12 protein-coding genes are annotated in these 18,570 nt (G+C 44.2%); 8 read left to right on the top strand and 4 right to left on the bottom strand.

Translation table 11 applies throughout. From position 1 onward, the window contains the following. Nucleotides 1-93: 93 nt before the first annotated feature. Nucleotides 94-3,090 carry an ATP-binding protein gene (locus LU276_RS00685; RefSeq protein WP_284673793.1) on the bottom strand — a complete coding sequence of 999 codons (2,997 nt, stop codon included), beginning with the start codon at nucleotides 3,088-3,090 and terminating at the stop codon, nucleotides 94-96. A 149-nt stretch (nucleotides 3,091-3,239) separates the two neighbouring features. Here LU276_RS00685 and cysM point away from each other — a divergent pair, with 149 nt between their 5' ends. Continuing rightward, nucleotides 3,240-4,148 (top strand): cysteine synthase CysM, encoded by a 909-nt coding sequence (cysM, locus tag LU276_RS00680; protein WP_284673792.1) that lies wholly within the window; start codon nucleotides 3,240-3,242, stop codon nucleotides 4,146-4,148. A gap of 34 nt (nucleotides 4,149-4,182) precedes the next feature. After that, nucleotides 4,183-4,962, top strand: a complete 780-nt coding sequence (locus LU276_RS00675; protein ID WP_418001269.1) for a 3'-5' exonuclease — start codon at nucleotides 4,183-4,185, stop codon at nucleotides 4,960-4,962. A 79-nt stretch (nucleotides 4,963-5,041) separates the two neighbouring features. Here LU276_RS00675 and LU276_RS00670 read toward each other — a convergent pair whose 3' ends face one another. Beyond that, nucleotides 5,042-5,773 carry a sulfite exporter TauE/SafE family protein gene (locus tag LU276_RS00670; protein WP_284673791.1) on the bottom strand — a complete coding sequence of 244 codons (732 nt, stop codon included), beginning with the start codon at nucleotides 5,771-5,773 and terminating at the stop codon, nucleotides 5,042-5,044. 332 nt (nucleotides 5,774-6,105) lie between these two features. Between LU276_RS00670 and LU276_RS00665 the strand changes: the two genes are divergently transcribed. The 4 genes from LU276_RS00665 (at nucleotide 6,106) to rlmD (ending at nucleotide 10,767) form a co-directional block, all read left to right on the top strand. After that, nucleotides 6,106-7,155 carry a Bug family tripartite tricarboxylate transporter substrate binding protein gene (locus LU276_RS00665; protein ID WP_284673790.1) on the top strand — a complete coding sequence of 350 codons (1,050 nt, stop codon included), beginning with the start codon at nucleotides 6,106-6,108 and terminating at the stop codon, nucleotides 7,153-7,155. A 78-nt stretch (nucleotides 7,156-7,233) separates the two neighbouring features. Next, complete coding sequence (locus tag LU276_RS00660) at nucleotides 7,234-7,686, top strand: tripartite tricarboxylate transporter TctB family protein (protein WP_284673789.1); 453 nt, start codon at nucleotides 7,234-7,236, stop codon at nucleotides 7,684-7,686. Between the two features lie 3 nt (nucleotides 7,687-7,689). Continuing rightward, nucleotides 7,690-9,192: a tripartite tricarboxylate transporter permease gene (locus tag LU276_RS00655; RefSeq protein WP_284674537.1), complete on the top strand. Its 1,503-nt coding sequence runs from the start codon at nucleotides 7,690-7,692 to the stop codon at nucleotides 9,190-9,192. A 141-nt stretch (nucleotides 9,193-9,333) separates the two neighbouring features. Next, complete coding sequence (rlmD, locus tag LU276_RS00650; protein WP_284673788.1) at nucleotides 9,334-10,767, top strand: 23S rRNA (uracil(1939)-C(5))-methyltransferase RlmD; 1,434 nt, start codon at nucleotides 9,334-9,336, stop codon at nucleotides 10,765-10,767. A 55-nt stretch (nucleotides 10,768-10,822) separates the two neighbouring features. Here rlmD and LU276_RS00645 read toward each other — a convergent pair whose 3' ends face one another. Next, a complete protein-coding gene (locus LU276_RS00645) occupies nucleotides 10,823-12,625 on the bottom strand; it encodes a DEAD/DEAH box helicase (RefSeq protein WP_284673787.1) in 1,803 nt (600 codons plus the stop codon). Between the two features lie 511 nt (nucleotides 12,626-13,136). On the opposite strand from LU276_RS00645, the gene LU276_RS00640 reads away from it, so the two are divergent. Further along, nucleotides 13,137-15,506: a RelA/SpoT family protein gene (locus LU276_RS00640; protein WP_284673786.1), complete on the top strand. Its 2,370-nt coding sequence runs from the start codon at nucleotides 13,137-13,139 to the stop codon at nucleotides 15,504-15,506. An 11-nt stretch (nucleotides 15,507-15,517) separates the two neighbouring features. Beyond that, entirely contained in the window at nucleotides 15,518-16,432 is a 915-nt protein-coding gene (mutM, locus tag LU276_RS00635) for a bifunctional DNA-formamidopyrimidine glycosylase/DNA-(apurinic or apyrimidinic site) lyase (protein WP_284673785.1), read from the top strand. 193 nt (nucleotides 16,433-16,625) lie between these two features. Here the strand turns inward: mutM and typA are convergent, their stop codons facing one another. After that, nucleotides 16,626-18,470 carry a translational GTPase TypA gene (gene typA, locus LU276_RS00630; RefSeq protein WP_284673784.1) on the bottom strand — a complete coding sequence of 615 codons (1,845 nt, stop codon included), beginning with the start codon at nucleotides 18,468-18,470 and terminating at the stop codon, nucleotides 16,626-16,628. Nucleotides 18,471-18,570: the final 100 nt, after the last annotated feature.

Below are 18,570 nucleotides of genomic sequence, written 5' to 3'. Positions count from 1 at the left end.
TGTGTTCATCATTCGGTGAATAAATATTACCTTATAGCTTACTGGCTTTTGGACAAACAACAAATCCAGTCAACACAAAAGCCCCATCTTAGACTACATTTTCCAATTCATTTTATTCTCATCAAGTACCTGCTTGGCAAGCTGTCCCTTTAGGTCCACCGTCCCCAAATCATCAAGTGCATCTATCAATGCACGATAGCTAGGACGCATACTCACAAAATGGCTAGCACCCACCTCTGTAATATCAGCTCGGCACCGACTCTCAAAGTCCTGTGCTGCCTGACGCAGTCTGGGTACACCTGTATATCGTGATGCCCCAACCATACGATGCGTAAGGTCGGCAAGCGTCTTTCTGTCTCTGTCTGCCCATGCACGCTCAAGCAACTGTTTTTCTTGCTCGGCATTATCAATCATCATGGTCAGTAGTTTCTCAGCAAGCTCAGCTTTATTTGCTGCACGACTTAAGGCATCTTGCCAGTCAATGTCCAAAAGCTCCATCGTGGCACTAGGCGTGGTGTTGATTGGTGTTGTCGTATGAGTCATGCCATCAATCTTATTGACAAATTTATCATCAAACAACTGCATCTCTTGATATGGCATGTCATCAGATTGCTGATTAAGCAACACCGCCTTATCCGCATCATCATGCCCAAGCCAACGCTGTAAAGTTTGCAGTAGCTGTTGATGACCGATAGGCTTACCCACATAATCATTCAATCCTGCAGCGACCAACCTGTCTTTTTCATCAGATAGCCCATGTGCAGTCAAGGCGATAATCGGCACAGGCTTAGACAGGTGGGCTTGTTCAATTTTGCGAATTTCAATACTTGCTTCAAGCCCTGACATTCTAGGCATTTGCACATCCATAAAAATCAAATCAATCGGCAACCCCTGCGATGTTGCAGTCTTGGTCATAATTTCAATGGCATCAAAGCCACTGCCCGCCATGACAACCTCCACCCCAAGCTCTCCAAGCAATGCCTCAAGCACAAGCAGATTTGGCAAATGGTCATCAACCGCCAACACACGAGTGCCTGTAAATCTCTGCTGTCTGATGGGTTTGGCGACCAACTGGTTGGGCTGATTTGACAACAGTTCGTACAGCTGTCTTTTATCCATCGGTTCATACAGAGCATTAGCATGATAGCGTTCAAGCAGTGCAGCATCCATACCCACCTGATAACCATACGCCATCAGTCTGCCATCATAGCGAAGGCGAATCTGCCTTAAAATCGCCCCAATATCATCTTGGGCGGCATCCTGTCCAAAGTTATCAACAATCACCCAATCAAATTCGTGCGTATCATCTAGCTGTTCAAGCAAATCAGCCAAACCAATCGCCTCTGTGATGACCACACCTGTCCCTGCAAGACTTGCTTTTAATACTTGCACCGCAGGAGCATGGTTAATCCAAACCAACACATTGGCGTTCATATTTGGTTTACTAGCCATCATTTCGCCATTCATCTCGTCAGGAATATCTATGTTGGTAGGCATCTCAAACCAAAAAGTCGCCCCTGTTGGTGCGATATTTTCGCTGTTATTGTCAAAAAAGCCAATATCGCCACCCATCATCATGGTAAGTTGTTTAGAAATCACCAACCCAAGACCTGTGCCACCATAACGGCGAGTTACCGACAAATCCCCTTGGCTAAAGCTCTTAAACAGCTGTGCTTTGTCCGTTTCGCTAATACCTTTGCCTGTGTCTTCAACAGCAATATTTAGATAGCCATCGTGAACATCAGATAAGCCGACACGCACCACCACACCGCCTGCGTCAGTAAACTTAATCGCATTGCCCACCAAATTGGTTAAAATCTGCTTCACTCGCAGACTATCGCCCACCACTTTGGTTGGCACATCATGATAAAATAACACCGCCAGTCGCAGGTGCTTTTCAAGTCCTGCTGGAGATAACATATCCACCACATCATAAATCGTGGCATACAGGTCAAACTCATGATGTTCAAGTACAAGTTTTCCTGCTTCAATCTTAGAAAAATCAAGCACATCATTCACCAAAGCCAATAGGTGTGCTGATGATTTTTTGATGGTTTGCACATATAGATTTTGTTCGCTTGTTAGTCCTTGTTTGCGAGCCAGTAGGTTGATAAAACCGTCAATACTGTTCAGTGGTGTTCTTAGTTCGTGGCTGATGTTCGCCAAAAATGCCGATTTGGCTTGACTGGTGGATACGGCTGCATCACGAGCATTACGAATGGAGATATTTTGCATCTCCATCTCGTCAAAGGCTTGTTGCAAATCCCTTTCCGTCTCTTCGGCATGGTTTTTTAGTTCATTAAAGCTGCCATCCAACCGTTTTAATGCCTTTAAAAAATCCTTCTGCAATAAAGAAAACTCACCATCTACATTAACTGAGGTGGGGTTTGATAGATTTGTTACATCAAGTCGCTGTAGATACAGTCGCATTTCATAAATTGGAGTAATCCAGCGTTTTGAGTAGCTGTTTAAAATCAATAAGAGCAACAAAATCGTCATCAATCCTGTGATGGACAAAGCAAGCCACACATGATAATAGGTCAAGGTCAAAGGCTTGTTGTCCATTTCAACAAACAACCAAAACTGCTTACCATTGACACTCACAGGATTGCCATACGCCACACCCTGTGAGGTCTTAAGCCTTAGAACATGAGGTGCTGATACATCAAAACTTGTCCAACTGGCATCAGCATTCATACCAAATGAATGCAAAGGCTCTCCTTTATCATTCATGATGGCAAGACGCTGTACTCGCTGCTGCCGCATTTGATTTAGGCTTTCTAATGTATCGCTTAATGTCGTGGTTTTTTGATGGTTATGGGCATTATAAGGTAGTACCGCATTAACAAACGCTTCATCAAAAAAAGCCTCTGCCTGTGTCAGTCCATATCGCTCTAATCGTGGTCGTGCCGCTGTCTCATAACGAAGCAATGCCGCTTGTGCCAGTATGTCTTGCTCAGATAAGACCGCACGACGCACCTCACTAAACACCAAATAACCACCAACCATCGCCAGTACCGCAATGGGCAAAAACACCAGTAAAATCAACTGCCCGTAGGCACTTTTTAGACCAAAACGCACTTTATTCATACACAAGCCATCATCTACCAACCACAGATTGTCTCTTGGGGTAGTTTAGCACGCTTTTGGCGTATTTTTGAAAAAAGAGTGTGTTATAATAGACTAATTTTTAGTCCGATAATTCTTCTTTGTCGTTTATAATAACAACAGGATTGTTTATGAGTAATTTCATCACCCAGACCACCATTTTGGCAGATTGTGTGGGGCATACCCCTTTAGTACAACTAAATCGACTGAACAAGGATACTAAGGCGACTTTACTTGCCAAACTAGAGGGCAATAACCCAGCAGGCTCTGTCAAAGACCGCCCTGCTTTTAACATGATTGACCAAGCCGAAAAGCGTGGCGATATTAAAGCAGGCGATACACTCATTGAGGCAACCAGTGGCAATACAGGCATCGCTCTTGCCATGGTAGCCGCCATGAAAGGCTATAAGATGACCCTAATTATGCCAAAAAACTCCACCCAAGAGCGTAAAGATGCCGTAACTGCTTATGGGGCGACCTTGATTGAAGTAGAGCAAGGCATGGAAGAAGCTCGAGATTTGGCACTACAAATGCAAGCAGATGGGCTTGGCATCGTGCTTGACCAGTTTAATAATAACGATAACAAAGAAGCACACTATCTGACCACAGGCCCTGAAATCTGGGCACAAACAAACGGTAAAATCACCCATTTCGTCAGTTCAATGGGCACAACAGGCACAATTATGGGGGTTGGCAAATTTTTAAAAGAGCAAAACCCCGCCATACAAATCATTGGTCTACAGCCTGACGAACATTCTAGTATCGCAGGCATTCGCAGATGGCCAACAGAATATCTACCTGGTATTTTTGATGCGTCTTTGGTGGATAAGGTGATGGATGTCAATCAACAAGATGCCGAAACCTACATGCGTAGACTTGCTAAAGAAGAAGGGGTATTTTGTGGGGTGTCATCAGGGGGTGCAGCTTGGGCAGCCCACCAAATCGCTAAAGACAACCCTGATGCAGTTATCGTCTTTATCGTCTGCGACCGTGGTGACCGATATCTATCCACAGGTCTATTCGGTGTAGTGGACAACTGACCAATCTACCAAACAAGCATTCACAAGGCACATTATGAACATGAATAATCCTGTTTTGGTCTTTGACATCGAAACCATTCCTGATATTAAGACAGGCAGACGACTTTATCCTGAACTACAGGGGTTAAATGATGATGATGCCTTGATTGCACTCACAGCCCTACGCCATGCCGAAGCAGGAAATGACTTTATGCGTCTGCCCTTGCATAAAATTGCTTGTTTGTCATTTCTTTGGGTGGAACATGGACAGTTTACCCTAAAATCTTTATCATTGGACAACAAAGACGAGCATGAGATTTTGGCGAGTTTTTTTCGTGCTTTTGACAAAAAACCCACTTTGGTAAGTTGGAATGGATCAGGCTTTGACATTCCTGTGTTGCTGTATCGTGCTTTACATCATGGCATCAGTGCTCCTGCATTGTTTAATGCCGACAAAAAACCCGACTATCTGTATCGCTATGGCGAGATGCACATTGACCTAATGGACAAGCTATCGCTTTATAACGGCTACAACAAACAAAAGCTAGACACCATCGCTTCACTGTGTGGCTTTGCAGGTAAGGGCGATATAGATGGCTCTCAGGTCATGCCAATGGTGCAAAATAACGAATGGCAAAAGCTAACCACCTACTGTGAATCTGATGTATTAAACACTTGGTTGGTTTATCTACGCTGGCTTATCTTAACAGGCAAGGCGGATACACAGCTTTGCCAGCGTATCAGCGAGCAGACACATGAGTTTGTTGCCAGTATCACCAATGACGATGGCACACTTCGCCACGAACGCTTTTTGCAAGCATGGCAAACCAACTAGACATCAACCAAAAAGCAGGTCATTTACCTGCTTTTTATTTTGTCTGCCCTACCAACCCTAAGAGCCCCCATTCCACCCATCAAAACACACCCAATTTATCCACATTATCATAAATAATCTTAATGGCAATGGCACTAAGTAGCCATGGCATGGTAGCTTTTAACCATGCCATCGGCAGGCGGTTACGCAGTTTTACGCCAACCCATGAGCCAAATGATGCCGATAACGCCATCAGTACAATCAATCGCCAATGCTCAATGAAACTAAAACCTAAAATGATATAAACAATCAATTTAAAAACATGCACAACAGTCATCATCAGCGAACCTGTACTAACAATGACATCGTTATTATCATATTTTTTCATCAACATGGGTATATGCAAAGGTCCAGGAGCACCAACAAACAGCCCAATACCCACCTGCACAAAACCGATCAGATAAAAATTCTCTAAACTTTTTAATAAGCGATTGACAGTGCCGGACCACTGAGTCAAAAGGATATAAAAGGCAATAAATAACGGAATTAAGTCAAGTTTAACAAATTTTACCGCCATGCCAAAAAACAACACCCCTATCAATGCTCCCACAATGAATGGGCGAAAATAAGTCAGCACCACATCACGCCTGCCAAGCCAAACACGACTTACATTGCTTGCTAGCTGAGTGGTGGCATGAATAGGAATGATTGCACTGGCGGACAAAAACATGGGCATTAACCCAAGTAAAATCGTACCGCCTGCTAGCCCTGTGATGCCCGCCAAAGCCGAAGTAAAAAAATTAATGATGACCAAAATAAGATGATCTAACATAACAAACGCACCGATGATAGGGAGAATAATGTAGCAACATTCTTAAAAAACACAAGCCAAGAAGCTCAACAACAAACAACACCGACATCAACTCTAAAAGCAAATACAACAAAAACAACACAACACAAGTCTGTCTTATTTTATCTCAATCATGGCATATTTATAAAAATATTTTCTATTTTGTAATTGCCAAGCTACTTTTCTTTCCGCTATAATACATATAGTTTCAAAAAGACTAAAACGGCTTTTTACAGTCTTACTGCATACTTCCCAATAGATCTGAACAGCAGACCCATTGAGAATTCTTATATCTTATATCCGGAGTTGATATTATGAAACTATTTAAGCACGGTGCCATCACCCTATCTATTCTTGCCCTAGCTGCTTGCGGTGGCGACAAAAAAGAAACAGCACAAGCCACGGATGCTGCAGCTGGCACAGAAGTAGTGACACAAGCACCTAAACGCCCAGAGTGTATCGCTCCTGCCAAGCCAGGTGGTGGTTTTGATTTAACTTGTAAGCTTGCCCAATCAGGTCTTCAGGATTTAGAACTGATTGATAAACCAATGCGTGTTACTTATATGCCTGGTGGCGTAGGTGCAGTAGCTTATAACAAAATTGTTGCCAATGACCGTAAAAATGGCGATGCAATCGTTGCTTTCTCAACAGGCTCTATCCTAAATCTATCACAAGGCAAATTCGGTCAATTCACCGAAAAAGATGTGCGTTGGCTTGCAGCAGTAGGTACAGATTATGGCATGGTAGCGGTTAATGCTGACTCACCATACAAGAACCTAGCTGACCTAGTAGACGCCTTAAAAAAAGACTCTAAATCTGTAACTTTCGGTGCAGGTGGTAGCGTCGGTGGTCAAGATTGGATGCAAACAGCCCTACTTGCTAAAGCAGCAGGAATCAACCCAGATGCCATGGGTTATGTGGCGATGGAAGGTGGTGGCGAGGCGGTTACAGCCGTACTTGGCAATCACATCCAAGTTGTGTCAGCAGGTCTAGCTGAGGTGATGCCACATGTTAAGGCAGGCAAGTTGCGTGTACTTGCTGTGTTCGCTCCAGAGCGTCTAGAGGGGGAAGGCTTTAAAGATATTCCTACTGCCAAAGAACAAGGCTTTGATATTCAATGGCCTGTAATTCGTGGTTATTACATGGCACCAGAAGCATCTGATGCGTCTTATAACTGGTGGAAAGGTCAGTTTGACAAAATGCTTGCCGATCCGAAGTTTGCTGAACTTCGCACCAATCGTGAGCTATTCCCATTTGCTATGACAGGTGATGAACTGACGCAATACATTTATGATGAAACACAAAAGCTACACGCTCTATCTAATGAATTTAATTTGGTAAAGACCGCTGAGCAAGCCAAGTAATACTCCTGTTACTATTTCATCACAAACCAAATCCTATCTGTTAGGATTTGGTTTTTCTAAAGGAAAAAAGGAAACTGTATGGTTGACCGTATATTTTCAGGGCTCATGCTTTTGGTATCTCTCATTTTGCTTGTTATTGCATGGGGCTATACCGCACCAATTTCATATGACCCAATAGGTCCACGACCTTACCCTGTCATGCTATTGGTTTTATTGGCAATATTGACCGCCATCATCGCTTTTCGCCCTGCTAAATTTAGCGAAAAAATTCAGCTTGGACTAAATATTCCCATCATCAAAAATTTAGTACTATGTACTATTGCCATGATTTTGTATGCTGTTCTTTTTGAGATGTTGGGCTACATCATCGCCACCGCCTTGATGGCATGGGTTGTTGGCGTACTGTTTGGCGGGCATTGGCTAAAAGCCCTAATTGCATCAACCATTATGGCAGTTGCTACTTATTTTTTATTTAATGGTCCGCTTGAGGTCAGCTTACCTGCAGGTGTACTTGGGTCAATTTTGGGGTAAATGATGGAAACTTTTGATTTTTTAATGCATGGCTTTGCCATTGCTACCACACCTCAAAACCTACTGATTGCTCTCATCGGGGCATTCATTGGGACGATTGTGGGTATGTTGCCAGGTCTAGGACCAATCAATGGCGTGGCGATTTTATTACCGATTGCATATGCCTTAGGTCTACCACCTGAAAGTGCCCTAATCCTATTGGCTGCTGTGTATTTAGGCTGTGAATATGGCGGTCGCATCTCGGCAATTTTAATCAATGTTCCAGGTGATGCAGCGGCAATCATGTCCACACTAGATGGCTATCCGCTTGCCAAGCAAGGCAAAGCCGGCATTGCTTTATCTTTATCCGCCTTAAGCTCCTTCATTGGCTCAATGATTGCCATCACAGGTGTGGTATTGTTTGCTCCACTCTTGGCAAAATGGGCGATTTCATTTGGTCCTGCCGAGTATTTTGCTTTAATGGTTTTTGCCATTACTTGCCTAAGTGGTCTGGTGGGTGATGCACCATTAAAAACAGGCATCGCCGCTCTTATCGGATTATTACTTGCAACCGTAGGGGTTGATGCTGTTACAGGTGTATATCGCTTCACTTTCGGTTCAGTCAATCTATCAGACGGCATTGCTTTTACTACGATTGTGATTGGTTTTTTTAGTGTGAGCGAAATTTTAATCATGCTAGAAAACACCAGTGCTGGTCAAAAGGCTCTAGAACAGGGCAAGCGTGGCATGGTAAACCTTAAAGAGTTTCTATTCTCTTTGGGTGCAATCATTCGTAGTGGTCTGACTGGCTTTGTGGTCGGTATTTTGCCTGGTGCAGGTGCTACCATCGCCTCTGCCATGACTTATTCTAATGAACGCAAGATTGCAGGCGAAAACGGCAAATTTGGTGATGGCGATTTGCGTGGTATCGCCGCCCCAGAAGCCTCTAATAATGCGTCTGCCTGCGGTTCGTTCATTCCCATGCTCACTCTTGGGGTGCCTGGCTCTGGCACAACAGCGGTCATGATGGGTGCGTTGACGCTTTACAACATCACGCCAGGTCCTCAACTATTTGCTGAGCAACCTGACATCGTGTGGGGTTTGATTGCGTCATTATTCATCGGTAATGTGATTTTGCTTGCCTTAAACTTACCACTTGTTAAGTTTTTTGCCAAGCTACTAGACATTCCAAACTACATCTTAATACCTGCCATCGCTGCAGTGAGCTTCGTGGGTGTGTATTCAATTCACAGTACCATTTTTGATTTGGTATTAATGATTGCATTGGGTGTGTTTGGTTACTTCCTGCGTAAACTACATTTCCCATTATCAGCACTCATTTTAGGCTATGTACTTGGTCATCTGATGGAATCCAACCTTCGCCGTGCATTATCCATCTCTCAAGGCGACCTAGGCATACTATGGCAAAGCCCAATTTCAATGGTGCTTTGGGCATTGGCAGTGGTGATGGTTATTTTACCAATTTACCGTGCCATTAAAGGCAAAAAAGTCAAAAAAATTGCCTAACTCATAAAAAGCCCGCCGTCATGGTGGGCTTTTTTGGTTGCACCATCTAAATAACACAACCCTGTCATCATGATTTTTATGATGATTTTGCATCATCATTTCATGCTATAATAACCGCAATTCATCAGTAGCTCTTTTAGCATGACCAAGCATCGCCCCATTCATCAGCACGCAAAAACCCAAACACAGCCTGTTATCCTAAACATCCATGCTTTAACACACGATGGGCGTGGCATCGCAAGCTATGACGACACACATGGCAACAACAGTGGCAAAAAAGTCTTTGTTGATTTTGCCTTGCCCAATGAAACAGTCAAAGTCGCCATCACAGGCAATAAAAAATCCTTTGATGAAGGACGAGCTATAGAAGTGCTCAGCCCCAGCACCAAAAGACAGATGCCTTTTTGCCGGCATTTTGGTGTGTGTGGTGGTTGTAGTTTGCAACATCTGCACGCTGATGAGCAACTAAAACATAAGCAGTCCGTGCTTGCCAATCATCTTACTCATCACGCCAAAGTTACCCCAAACCATTGGCTCACTCCTGTGGTCGGCAAGCGTACCGGCTATCGCACTAAAGCCAGACTTGGTGTTCGCTATTTACCAAAAAGTGGGCAACTCATTGTTGGATTTCGTAAAAAAAACAGCAACTTTCTCACCGATATTGATGACTGCCCCATCTTGGATAATCGAATCAACCATCATCTTAAGACGCTAAAAGCCACGCTCGCCCAGCTTAAAGGAGTTGGTGGTATTACGCACCTTGAATTTGCCACAGGTGATGAGTCATCACAAGTAGCAATGGTGATCAGACATACCCAAAAGCTCAACAAACAAGACAGACAATCACTCATCAAGCTCTGTCAACATCTAAACTGGCAATTGTATTTACAACCGCATGGTGAAAACAGTGTGCATCGTATTGATAGCAATGAATTGCCAAACACTCAAAGTACACCGCCATCAGGTGGGCTGTTTTATCAACTGCCAAATTTTGACATACGCTTAGAATGCTCACCGCTTGATTTTACGCAGGTTAATCTTTCGGTAAACTCACCAATGGTTCTGCTCGCCTGCGATCTATTAGACTTACAAAAAGGCGAGACCGTGCTTGATTTGTTCTGCGGTCTGGGTAATTTTAGCTTACCTTTGGCTCGCTGTGTGGGCGAAACAGGGCGTGTCATAGGTGTTGAAGGCAGTGCTGAGATGGTCAAGCGTGCTACCATGAATGCAGCACAAAACGGCATTTGTCATGCCGAGTTCTACACTCAGGATTTAAGCCAAGATTTCTCAGACAAGCCTTGGGCAAAGCGTGTTGATGCCTTGCTCATTGACCCACCTCGCTCAGGGGCTGCTACCGTCATGGCGTATTTAGGCAACTTTCAAGCCAAACGCATCGTCTATGTCTCTTGCGACCCCATCACGCTTGCCAGAGACACCGCTACCATCATCGCCCAAGGCTACCGTCTCACGCATGCTGGCGTTATGGATATGTTCTGCCATACAGGTCATGTTGAGAGCATTGCTCGCTTTGAAAAAATCCACCCCATCAGCCCAACTCAAAACAACCAATCATAAAGTCAGCTCAAATAAAAAAGCACACCAATGGGCGTGCTTTTTTATTTGGGTTTTGTTAGTTTACTTGGAAGCGGCGTTTTGGTGCCCTATCTTGACGCTTAGAAGAAAATACCTCTTCTACCACTCTTGGCTTTTTCATGCCCTGATTTGGCGTCTTGTACAACTTGTTTGTTGGTCTATCTTGACGCTCATTGCGATGCTCTTGGCGAGAGCGATTGCGAAATTCGCCATGACTGCCATACCCTGATTCTTTATCAGAATGACGCTTAGGGCGTGTATTACCATGCTCATGCGTATTGGCATACAAGCCATCTGTGCGTCTGTCATGTTGTGGGCGAGATTGGCGACCATCTTGGTGGTGACTTTGGCGATGGTAGCTACGATTACCATCAAACCCACGCCCCCTACTTTCAAAGGTACGCTCACGAGGAGCATCTGATGTATAATTTTCCTGCCGACGATCTTGACGCTTTGGACGGTCATGCCAATCTTGGCGTTCTTGTCGGTCATAAGAAGATCTCGCTTTTTTGTTTGTGCGGTCCTGACGATGACCTTGCTCAGCTCGTCTGCCCTCAAAACGGCGACCGTCTTTTTTTCGTGGGTTATTCTTACGGCATTCTTCTTGTTCAAATGGGGGACGCTTAGGCTCAAAACCTTCAATGGTCTCTTCGCTCATGGTGCGTTTTAGATAGCGGTTAATATTTCTTAATTGCCCACGATCATCAAAACTACACAAGTTCATTGCCACACCTGTACGCCCTGCACGCCCACAGCGTCCGATACGATGTACATAGTCTTCAACCTGACGAGGCAAATCATAGTTCACCACATGACTGATGGCAGAGATATCAATGCCTCGTGCCGCCACATCGGTCGCCACCAAAAAGTCGCATTTACCGCTTTTGACATCACTGATGATGCGGTTTCTTTTACCTTGTGGCAAATCACCATGTAAATAGCGTGCTTTTAGCCCTGCGTCAGTCAGTGTCTGAGTTAGCTGTTCTGTACTGCGTTTGGTGGCAGCAAAAATCACGGCTTGATTAATATCTTGATTGCCCAACAGCTCCAACAGAATCTTATTTTTGTGATGAAAATCATCACAAAAATACACCGACTCTTCAATATGTCCACTCTCAACCTTAATAGAGACTTTCTCAGGATTGTTAGTGAAACTTTCGGCAATCTTGCCCACTGCACCATCCCAAGTTGCTGATGACATGACGGTTTGGCGAGATGCCGGAGCATTTTGCAAGATGGTCTGAATATCATCAGCAAAGCCCATGTCAAGCATGCGGTCGGCTTCATCTAGCACCAACACCTCAAGTTTGGACAAATCCACACGACCTTCGTTCATGTGGTCAATCAGACGACCAGGTGTGGCAATGACAACCTGAACACCCTTTCTTAAGGCACGAATCTGACCACCATAAGGCGAACCACCCACCAAAGGAATGCTATACATTCCACGCAAATTCGCCCCATAACGGCGTACATTATCATGTACCTGTTGAGCCAACTCACGAGTCGGTGTCAAAATCAGTGCATAGATGTGCTTATCAAGACAGCTTTGGCGACTCAGTTTATCTAAGATAGGTAATACAAATGCCGCAGTCTTGCCTGAACCTGTCTGTGCTGACAGTAGCAAATCACGACCTGATAGTGCATGGGGAATCGCCCCTGCTTGAATGGGTGTTGGATTGGTGTAACCGCTTTTAACCAGAGCTTTTAAGATAGGCTTATTGAGTGATAAATCTTCAAAAGTCAGACCATCTGACTCACTTTTTTCTTTGCTATTTTCAAGGACAGCAGAATCATTAGGCAGCGTGCCGATTGCACCTGCATCATCAAATTGGGGCATAAATAACCTTTATGTATTCTTGTATATATCAAACCACGAGATGAGAAAAAACATCAAGCCACCAAATCAATGGCGAGTTTAAGGCGAAATATTTTGGCATTTTGTCGGGGTGGGAATTGAGCAACAGCTCATCAAAATCATCGCGAATCAGAAAGGTATTTTTGCCACACGGCAGAGTAAGTGTACTTTTTTAAGGGTTTTCCCATCCAAGCACCGAACATACAAACTCAAAAAATGCGATGTCATCAATTATATATTGTCATCATTGAGCCATTGGCTAACAAGTTGACAGTTTGTTAATTATATCACAAAAGATACCAATTTAGAAGAAATATTAAAATATATTTGATGGATAATTACTCAATAAATGCACGCTAATTTATGGGATTTTACTTTCAAAAATATTCAGAAAATGCCATAATATCCCCACTGACACTCTAGGCGAACCCAAAATCAACTTTTAAGTAAGCTAGGATTGGTATTCGCCCTAAAACAACCAAAAGGACATATCGTGGTACAAATTCGTGAAGGCTTACCACTACTAAGCGGCGAAAATAGCGACACCGACAGTGCGACATTGGCGGCAAGTTTGGTTGCCAAAGAGCTACACCCAGATTTTAAGGCACAGCTGGCTCACCCAAAACTAAAAACCACTCTAGATCATTCCGAGCAGACGCAGACCCCTGCCACCATCAGTGAGTCCGACATTGATGTGGAAACTTGGTTATCCACCGTTGCTGAACGCATTGGCAAAGACGATTTGCCGATGCTTCGCCGTGCTTGCGACTTTGTTAGGGTGCAAGCAAGCAAGCCTCACGCTAGTCGCTCAGGTGCTTATGCCACAGGCATCGGCATGGCAGATATTTTGGCATATCTATTTCAAGATGAGAACGCCTTGGTTGCCTCCATGCTTTATCGCACAGCACGCCGAGAGTTGGTCAGCCTTGACACCATCAGACATAATTTTGGCGAAGACATCGCCCATCTGGTCGCAGACACACTGGCAATGGGGCGACTGTCTGAAAGTATCGAAGAGAACAAACGCCTAGAAGACTATTTTAAAAGCGAACAACGAGATCAGCTGTCCACTATTTATAGTATGCTCATCAGCACCACCAACGATGTTCGTGCCGTACTCATCAAGCTGGCTGAACGCACCTTTGCCATGCGTGAACTGTCTTTTGCACCCCCCGATCGCCAAAAGCGAGTTGCTCGTGAAGTGATGACCATCTACGCACCACTGGCACACCGCCTATCTATCGCTCAGCTTAAATGGGAATTAGAAGACTTGGCGTTTCGCTACCTTGCCCCTGACGAATACAAAAAAATCGCCAACCTACTTGCCGAAAAACGCAGCGAACGAGAATTCTACATTGAAACTGTTCAAGCTGATTTAAGTAACGCACTCATCACAGCAGGCATCAAGGCAGAAGTATCGGGGCGTGTCAAGCACATCTACTCCATCTGGCGTAAGATGAAAAAGAAGAACCTATCATTTGACCAGCTCTACGACATTCGTGCCTTGCGAGTGTTGGTTGATACCAATACCGAATGCTATCACACCTTAGGGATTGTGCATGGACTATGGCGACATATTCCAGAGCAGTTTGATGACTACATCACCAACCCTAAGCCGAACGGCTACAAGTCGCTACATACTGCCGTCATTGCCAATCATCGCACACTAGAAGTACAAATACGCACCTTTGACATGCACTTTGAAGCAGAGCTTGGCAAAGCGGCTCATGTGAATTATAAAGAAGGTCTAAAAGCCAAAAAAGACGACTATTTAACTCAAAAAATCAGCTCACTACGCCAATTACTTGGCAATGATAAACTAGAAAATGTTGAGTTAGATGACGAACTCGATTTAGAAGACAACGAACGCATCTATGTCTTTAGCCGTGATGGCGACATTACCGAGCTACCCAAAGGAGCAACCGTCCTAGATTTTGCGTATCATGTGCACACTGAAGTTGGCAACCGAGCTCAAGGAGCAAAGGTTAATGGACGCTATGTGCCACTCACACATCAGCCCAAGACAGGTGACCAAGTAGAAATCATCACCAAGTCCAACCGAGAGCCTAATCGTGATTGGCTCGTTGCTTCGCTTGGGTACATTCATACCAACCGTGCCAAATCCAAACTTCGCCAATGGTTTAACAAACAAGATAGAGACAAGAACATTGAATTCGGTCGTGCCATGTTCTTGCGTGAGCTTGATAGATTTTCCATCAACCCAAGTCAGGTAGAGCTTAGCGACTATCTAGAAGAATTTAATGCCAAAAATGAAGAAGATTTGTTCGTCTCCTTAGTGATGGGCGATGTGGGCGTGGTGCAGTTGGTTGGTAGAATCAGTCATCGCCTAAATCTCAACACACCACCTGTTGATGAAGGCAGCATTGAAATCAAAACGCCATCTCGCCCCAACAAATATCAAATTGACTTACAAGGGCTTGATAATGTTGAAATCCATCTGGCTGGGTGCTGTACACCCGTGCATGGCGAACCGATTGCTGGTTTTGTTACCGTGTCGCATGGCGTAAGCATTCACCACGCCAGTTGCCTTGAATACCTAAGATTGATTGATAAAGAACCTGAACGCCATATCAGTGCAAATTGGCAGACAGCTTTTGGGCGTTATCAGCCTGTAACCGTTCATGTCGAAGCTTATAATCGCAAAGGGCTACTTCGTGATTTGGTCAATATCATTGATAAAGAAAAAGTTAATATTCACCGTGCCGAAACCATCTCATCTGACGAGACCATCAGTCATATGAAATTTTATGTTGAAGTGGCAGGTTTGGCACACTTGTCACGCCTGCTTGCCAAGATTGAACAACAACCTGATGTTCTGCACGCCAGACGCAGTACCAACTAATAGTGATTGATATGCCAGAATTACCCGAAGTTGAGACCACCAAAAAAAGCTTAGACCCACTACTTAATCAAACCGTTGCCGCTGTTCATGTACATCAGCCCAAGCTACGCTACATGATGCCACATGATTTAGATGGCTTAATTGGTTTTCAATTATCCTTGGTAGAACGCCGAGCCAAATATCTACTTTTGCATTTTCGTCATGATGCAGATAATGCTAATAAGGTACTACTTGTTCATTTAGGAATGTCAGGTAGCTTGCAACAACACCCCATCAACAGCAATGCTCCCATCGCCAGAAAACATGATCATCTCATCATCAGCTTTGGCGATGTCGCCCTGCATTACCACGACCCACGCCGTTTTGGCATCATACTTTGGGCGGATAATGACGCACATCTTGATAATAAGGACAATGCAAAAGATAGATTCTTAGCTCATCTGGGTGTTGAGCCTTTAGATGATGCTTTTAATACTGATTATCTATATCGGCATATCCATAGACTCAATGATACCAATAGTCCTTGTGCTAAGCCCACTAAAGCCATAACCAAACCCATTAAAACTCTCATCATGGACCAAACGGTCGTGGTAGGAGTGGGTAATATCTATGCTGCCGAGAGTCTTTTTTTGTCAGGCATTCACCCTGCCAAACCCGCCCATCAAATCAGCAAAGAGCAAATTGCCGAGCTGGTCAAGCACATCAAGCAGATTTTGGCAGAAGCCATCAAAAAAGGCGGTTCAACTTTGCGTGATTTTACGGTAGGTGGTGGCAAAACGGGGTATTTTCAACAGACTTTGCTTGCTTATGGCAATCACGGCAAGCCCTGCACCCAATGCGGTAGTCTTCTGGAAAATCAAAAAATCTGTGGGCGAGCAAGCGTCTATTGCCCCACTTGTCAGCCATTATCCACAACCAAAGAATAGCCATAAACCACCAAAACTTAAGAACCATAGATTTTTATCACTCAATAGTCATCTATTTAAAAGCATGATATCATGCTTAAACTTACCACATCACCGCTCACCCATCTCAACTATGCTTATCAATGATACATAATAAATAAAAAACTGCCCATGAAACAGCTTATTCATGGGCAGTTTTTTAAGGATAATCAAATCAGTCTTTCTTACGACCAAGACGCTTGCGTTCATTTTCTGTTAGATAACGCTTACGAATACGAATTGATTTTGGTGTAACTTCAACCAACTCATCATCTTCGATGAATTCCAAAGCTTGCTCCAAAGTGTAATCCAATGCAGGTGTTAAGATGATTGCATCATCCGAACCAGACGCACGAATGTTGGTTAATTGTTTTGCTTTTGTTGGGTTTACCACCATATCATCAGAACGAGAGTTAATACCCACAATCATGCCTTCATAGACCTCAAGCTGTGGCTTAGCAAAAAGACGACCACGCTCTTGTAAGCTAAATAGGGCATAACCCAAGCAAGTACCTGTTACCATAGATACCAATACACCATTTTGGCGTTTTGCCACCGAACCCTCTTTGGCAGGTCCATAATGGCTAAAGCTTGAAGTCATGATGCCCGTGCCTGATGTCATGGTCAAAAATGCTGAGCGAAAACCAATCAGTCCTCGTGACGGCACTGTCGCCTCGATACGAATACGACCTTTGCCATCAACCTCCATATTGGTTAGCTCGCCTTTGCGTTCTCCCATCTCTTGCATAACTGCACCTTGATGCTGTTCTTCAACATCAAAAGTAACATTCTCATAAGGCTCGCACATCACGCCATCAATCTCTTTCATGATAACCTGTGGACGAGATACACCCAGCTCAAAGCCCTCTCGACGCATGTTCTCAATAAGCACAGATAGATGTAGCTCACCACGACCTGAAACTTTGAACTTCTCTGGACTGTCAGTATCCTCAACACGCAAGGCGACATTATGAATCAACTCACGGTCAAGACGCTCACGAATATTACGAGAAGTAACAAACTTACCCTCTTTTCCTGCAAAAGGCGAGTCATTGACTTGAAAAGTCATCGATACGGTCGGCTCATCAACCGACAATGCAGGCAACGCCTCAACATTAGATGGGTCACAAATGGTGTCTGAAATATTTAAACTATCCAAACCTGTTACACAGACGATATCGCCTGCTTGAGCAGAATCAACATCAACACGCTCAAGTCCATGATACCCCATGATTTTTAAGATGCGTCCATTACGCTTATTACCATCTTTATCAATCACGGTAACAGGTGTGTTGGTTTTCACCGAGCCACGCTGAATACGACCCACCCCAATAACACCAACAAAACTGTTATAGTCTAGGCTTGAGATTTGCATTTGGAATGGACCATCGGCATCAACCTTAGGCGATTCTACGATATCCACAATGGTCTCAAACAGTGGGGTCATGTCAGCCGCTAAATTATCTGGCTCAAGACCTGCAATGCCGTTGATTCCAGATGCGTAGACGATAGGAAAATCAAGCTGTTCATCAGTCGCACCTAAGCTGTCGAACAGATCAAATACTTGGTCAATCACCCAATCAGCTCGTGCGGCAGGCTTATCAATCTTGTTAATGATAACAATCGGCTTAAGTCCACGAGCAAACGCTTTTTGAGTAACAAAGCGAGTCTGTGGCATTGGACCTTCTTGACTATCAACCAGCAACAGCACACAATCCACCATCGACATCACACGCTCTACCTCTCCACCGAAGTCAGCATGGCCTGGGGTGTCCACAATATTGATGCGGTATTCAGTACCTGTGCGACCATCAGTCCAACGAATGGCGGTGTTTTTTGCCAAGATGGTAATGCCTCGCTCACTTTCCAAAGCGTTGGAATCCATCACACGCTCAATCTCACCTGAACGCTCGCCTAACGCACCAGATTGTTGCAATAGTTTATCAACCAAAGTCGTTTTACCGTGGTCAACATGGGCAATGATTGCGATGTTACGCAAATGCTTAATGTCGTCTGCCATAAATACTCGTATAAAATAAGGATTGCTAATTCAGCAAAAAAATAACTTGAATGGGCATAAATTGCCCAATAGGGACAGTCTTCTTAGAACTTAAGTACAA

Origin of the sequence: Moraxella haemolytica (genome assembly GCF_030177935.1) — a bacterium.
Classification (GTDB): Bacteria; Pseudomonadota; Gammaproteobacteria; order Pseudomonadales; family Moraxellaceae; genus Moraxella; species Moraxella haemolytica.
Note: the sequence above shows the minus strand (reverse complement) of the source record. Positions and strands in the feature narration are given on the sequence as shown.

Bases quoted from the DNA above. Each gene is read 5' to 3' on its own strand.
- LU276_RS00685 (WP_284673793.1), bottom strand. From the start codon at position 3,090: ATGAATAAAGTGCGTTTTGGTCTAAAAAGTGCCTACGGGCAGTTGATT.
- cysM (WP_284673792.1), top strand. From the start codon at position 3,240: ATGAGTAATTTCATCACCCAGACCACCATTTTGGCAGATTGTGTGGGG.
- LU276_RS00675 (WP_418001269.1), top strand. From the start codon at position 4,183: ATGAACATGAATAATCCTGTTTTGGTCTTTGACATCGAAACCATTCCT.
- LU276_RS00670 (WP_284673791.1), bottom strand. From the start codon at position 5,773: ATGTTAGATCATCTTATTTTGGTCATCATTAATTTTTTTACTTCGGCT.
- LU276_RS00665 (WP_284673790.1), top strand. From the start codon at position 6,106: ATGAAACTATTTAAGCACGGTGCCATCACCCTATCTATTCTTGCCCTA.
- LU276_RS00660 (WP_284673789.1), top strand. From the start codon at position 7,234: ATGGTTGACCGTATATTTTCAGGGCTCATGCTTTTGGTATCTCTCATT.
- LU276_RS00655 (WP_284674537.1), top strand. From the start codon at position 7,690: ATGGAAACTTTTGATTTTTTAATGCATGGCTTTGCCATTGCTACCACA.
- rlmD (WP_284673788.1), top strand. From the start codon at position 9,334: ATGACCAAGCATCGCCCCATTCATCAGCACGCAAAAACCCAAACACAG.
- LU276_RS00645 (WP_284673787.1), bottom strand. From the start codon at position 12,625: ATGCCCCAATTTGATGATGCAGGTGCAATCGGCACGCTGCCTAATGAT.
- mutM (WP_284673785.1), top strand. From the start codon at position 15,518: ATGCCAGAATTACCCGAAGTTGAGACCACCAAAAAAAGCTTAGACCCA.
- typA (WP_284673784.1), bottom strand. From the start codon at position 18,470: ATGGCAGACGACATTAAGCATTTGCGTAACATCGCAATCATTGCCCAT.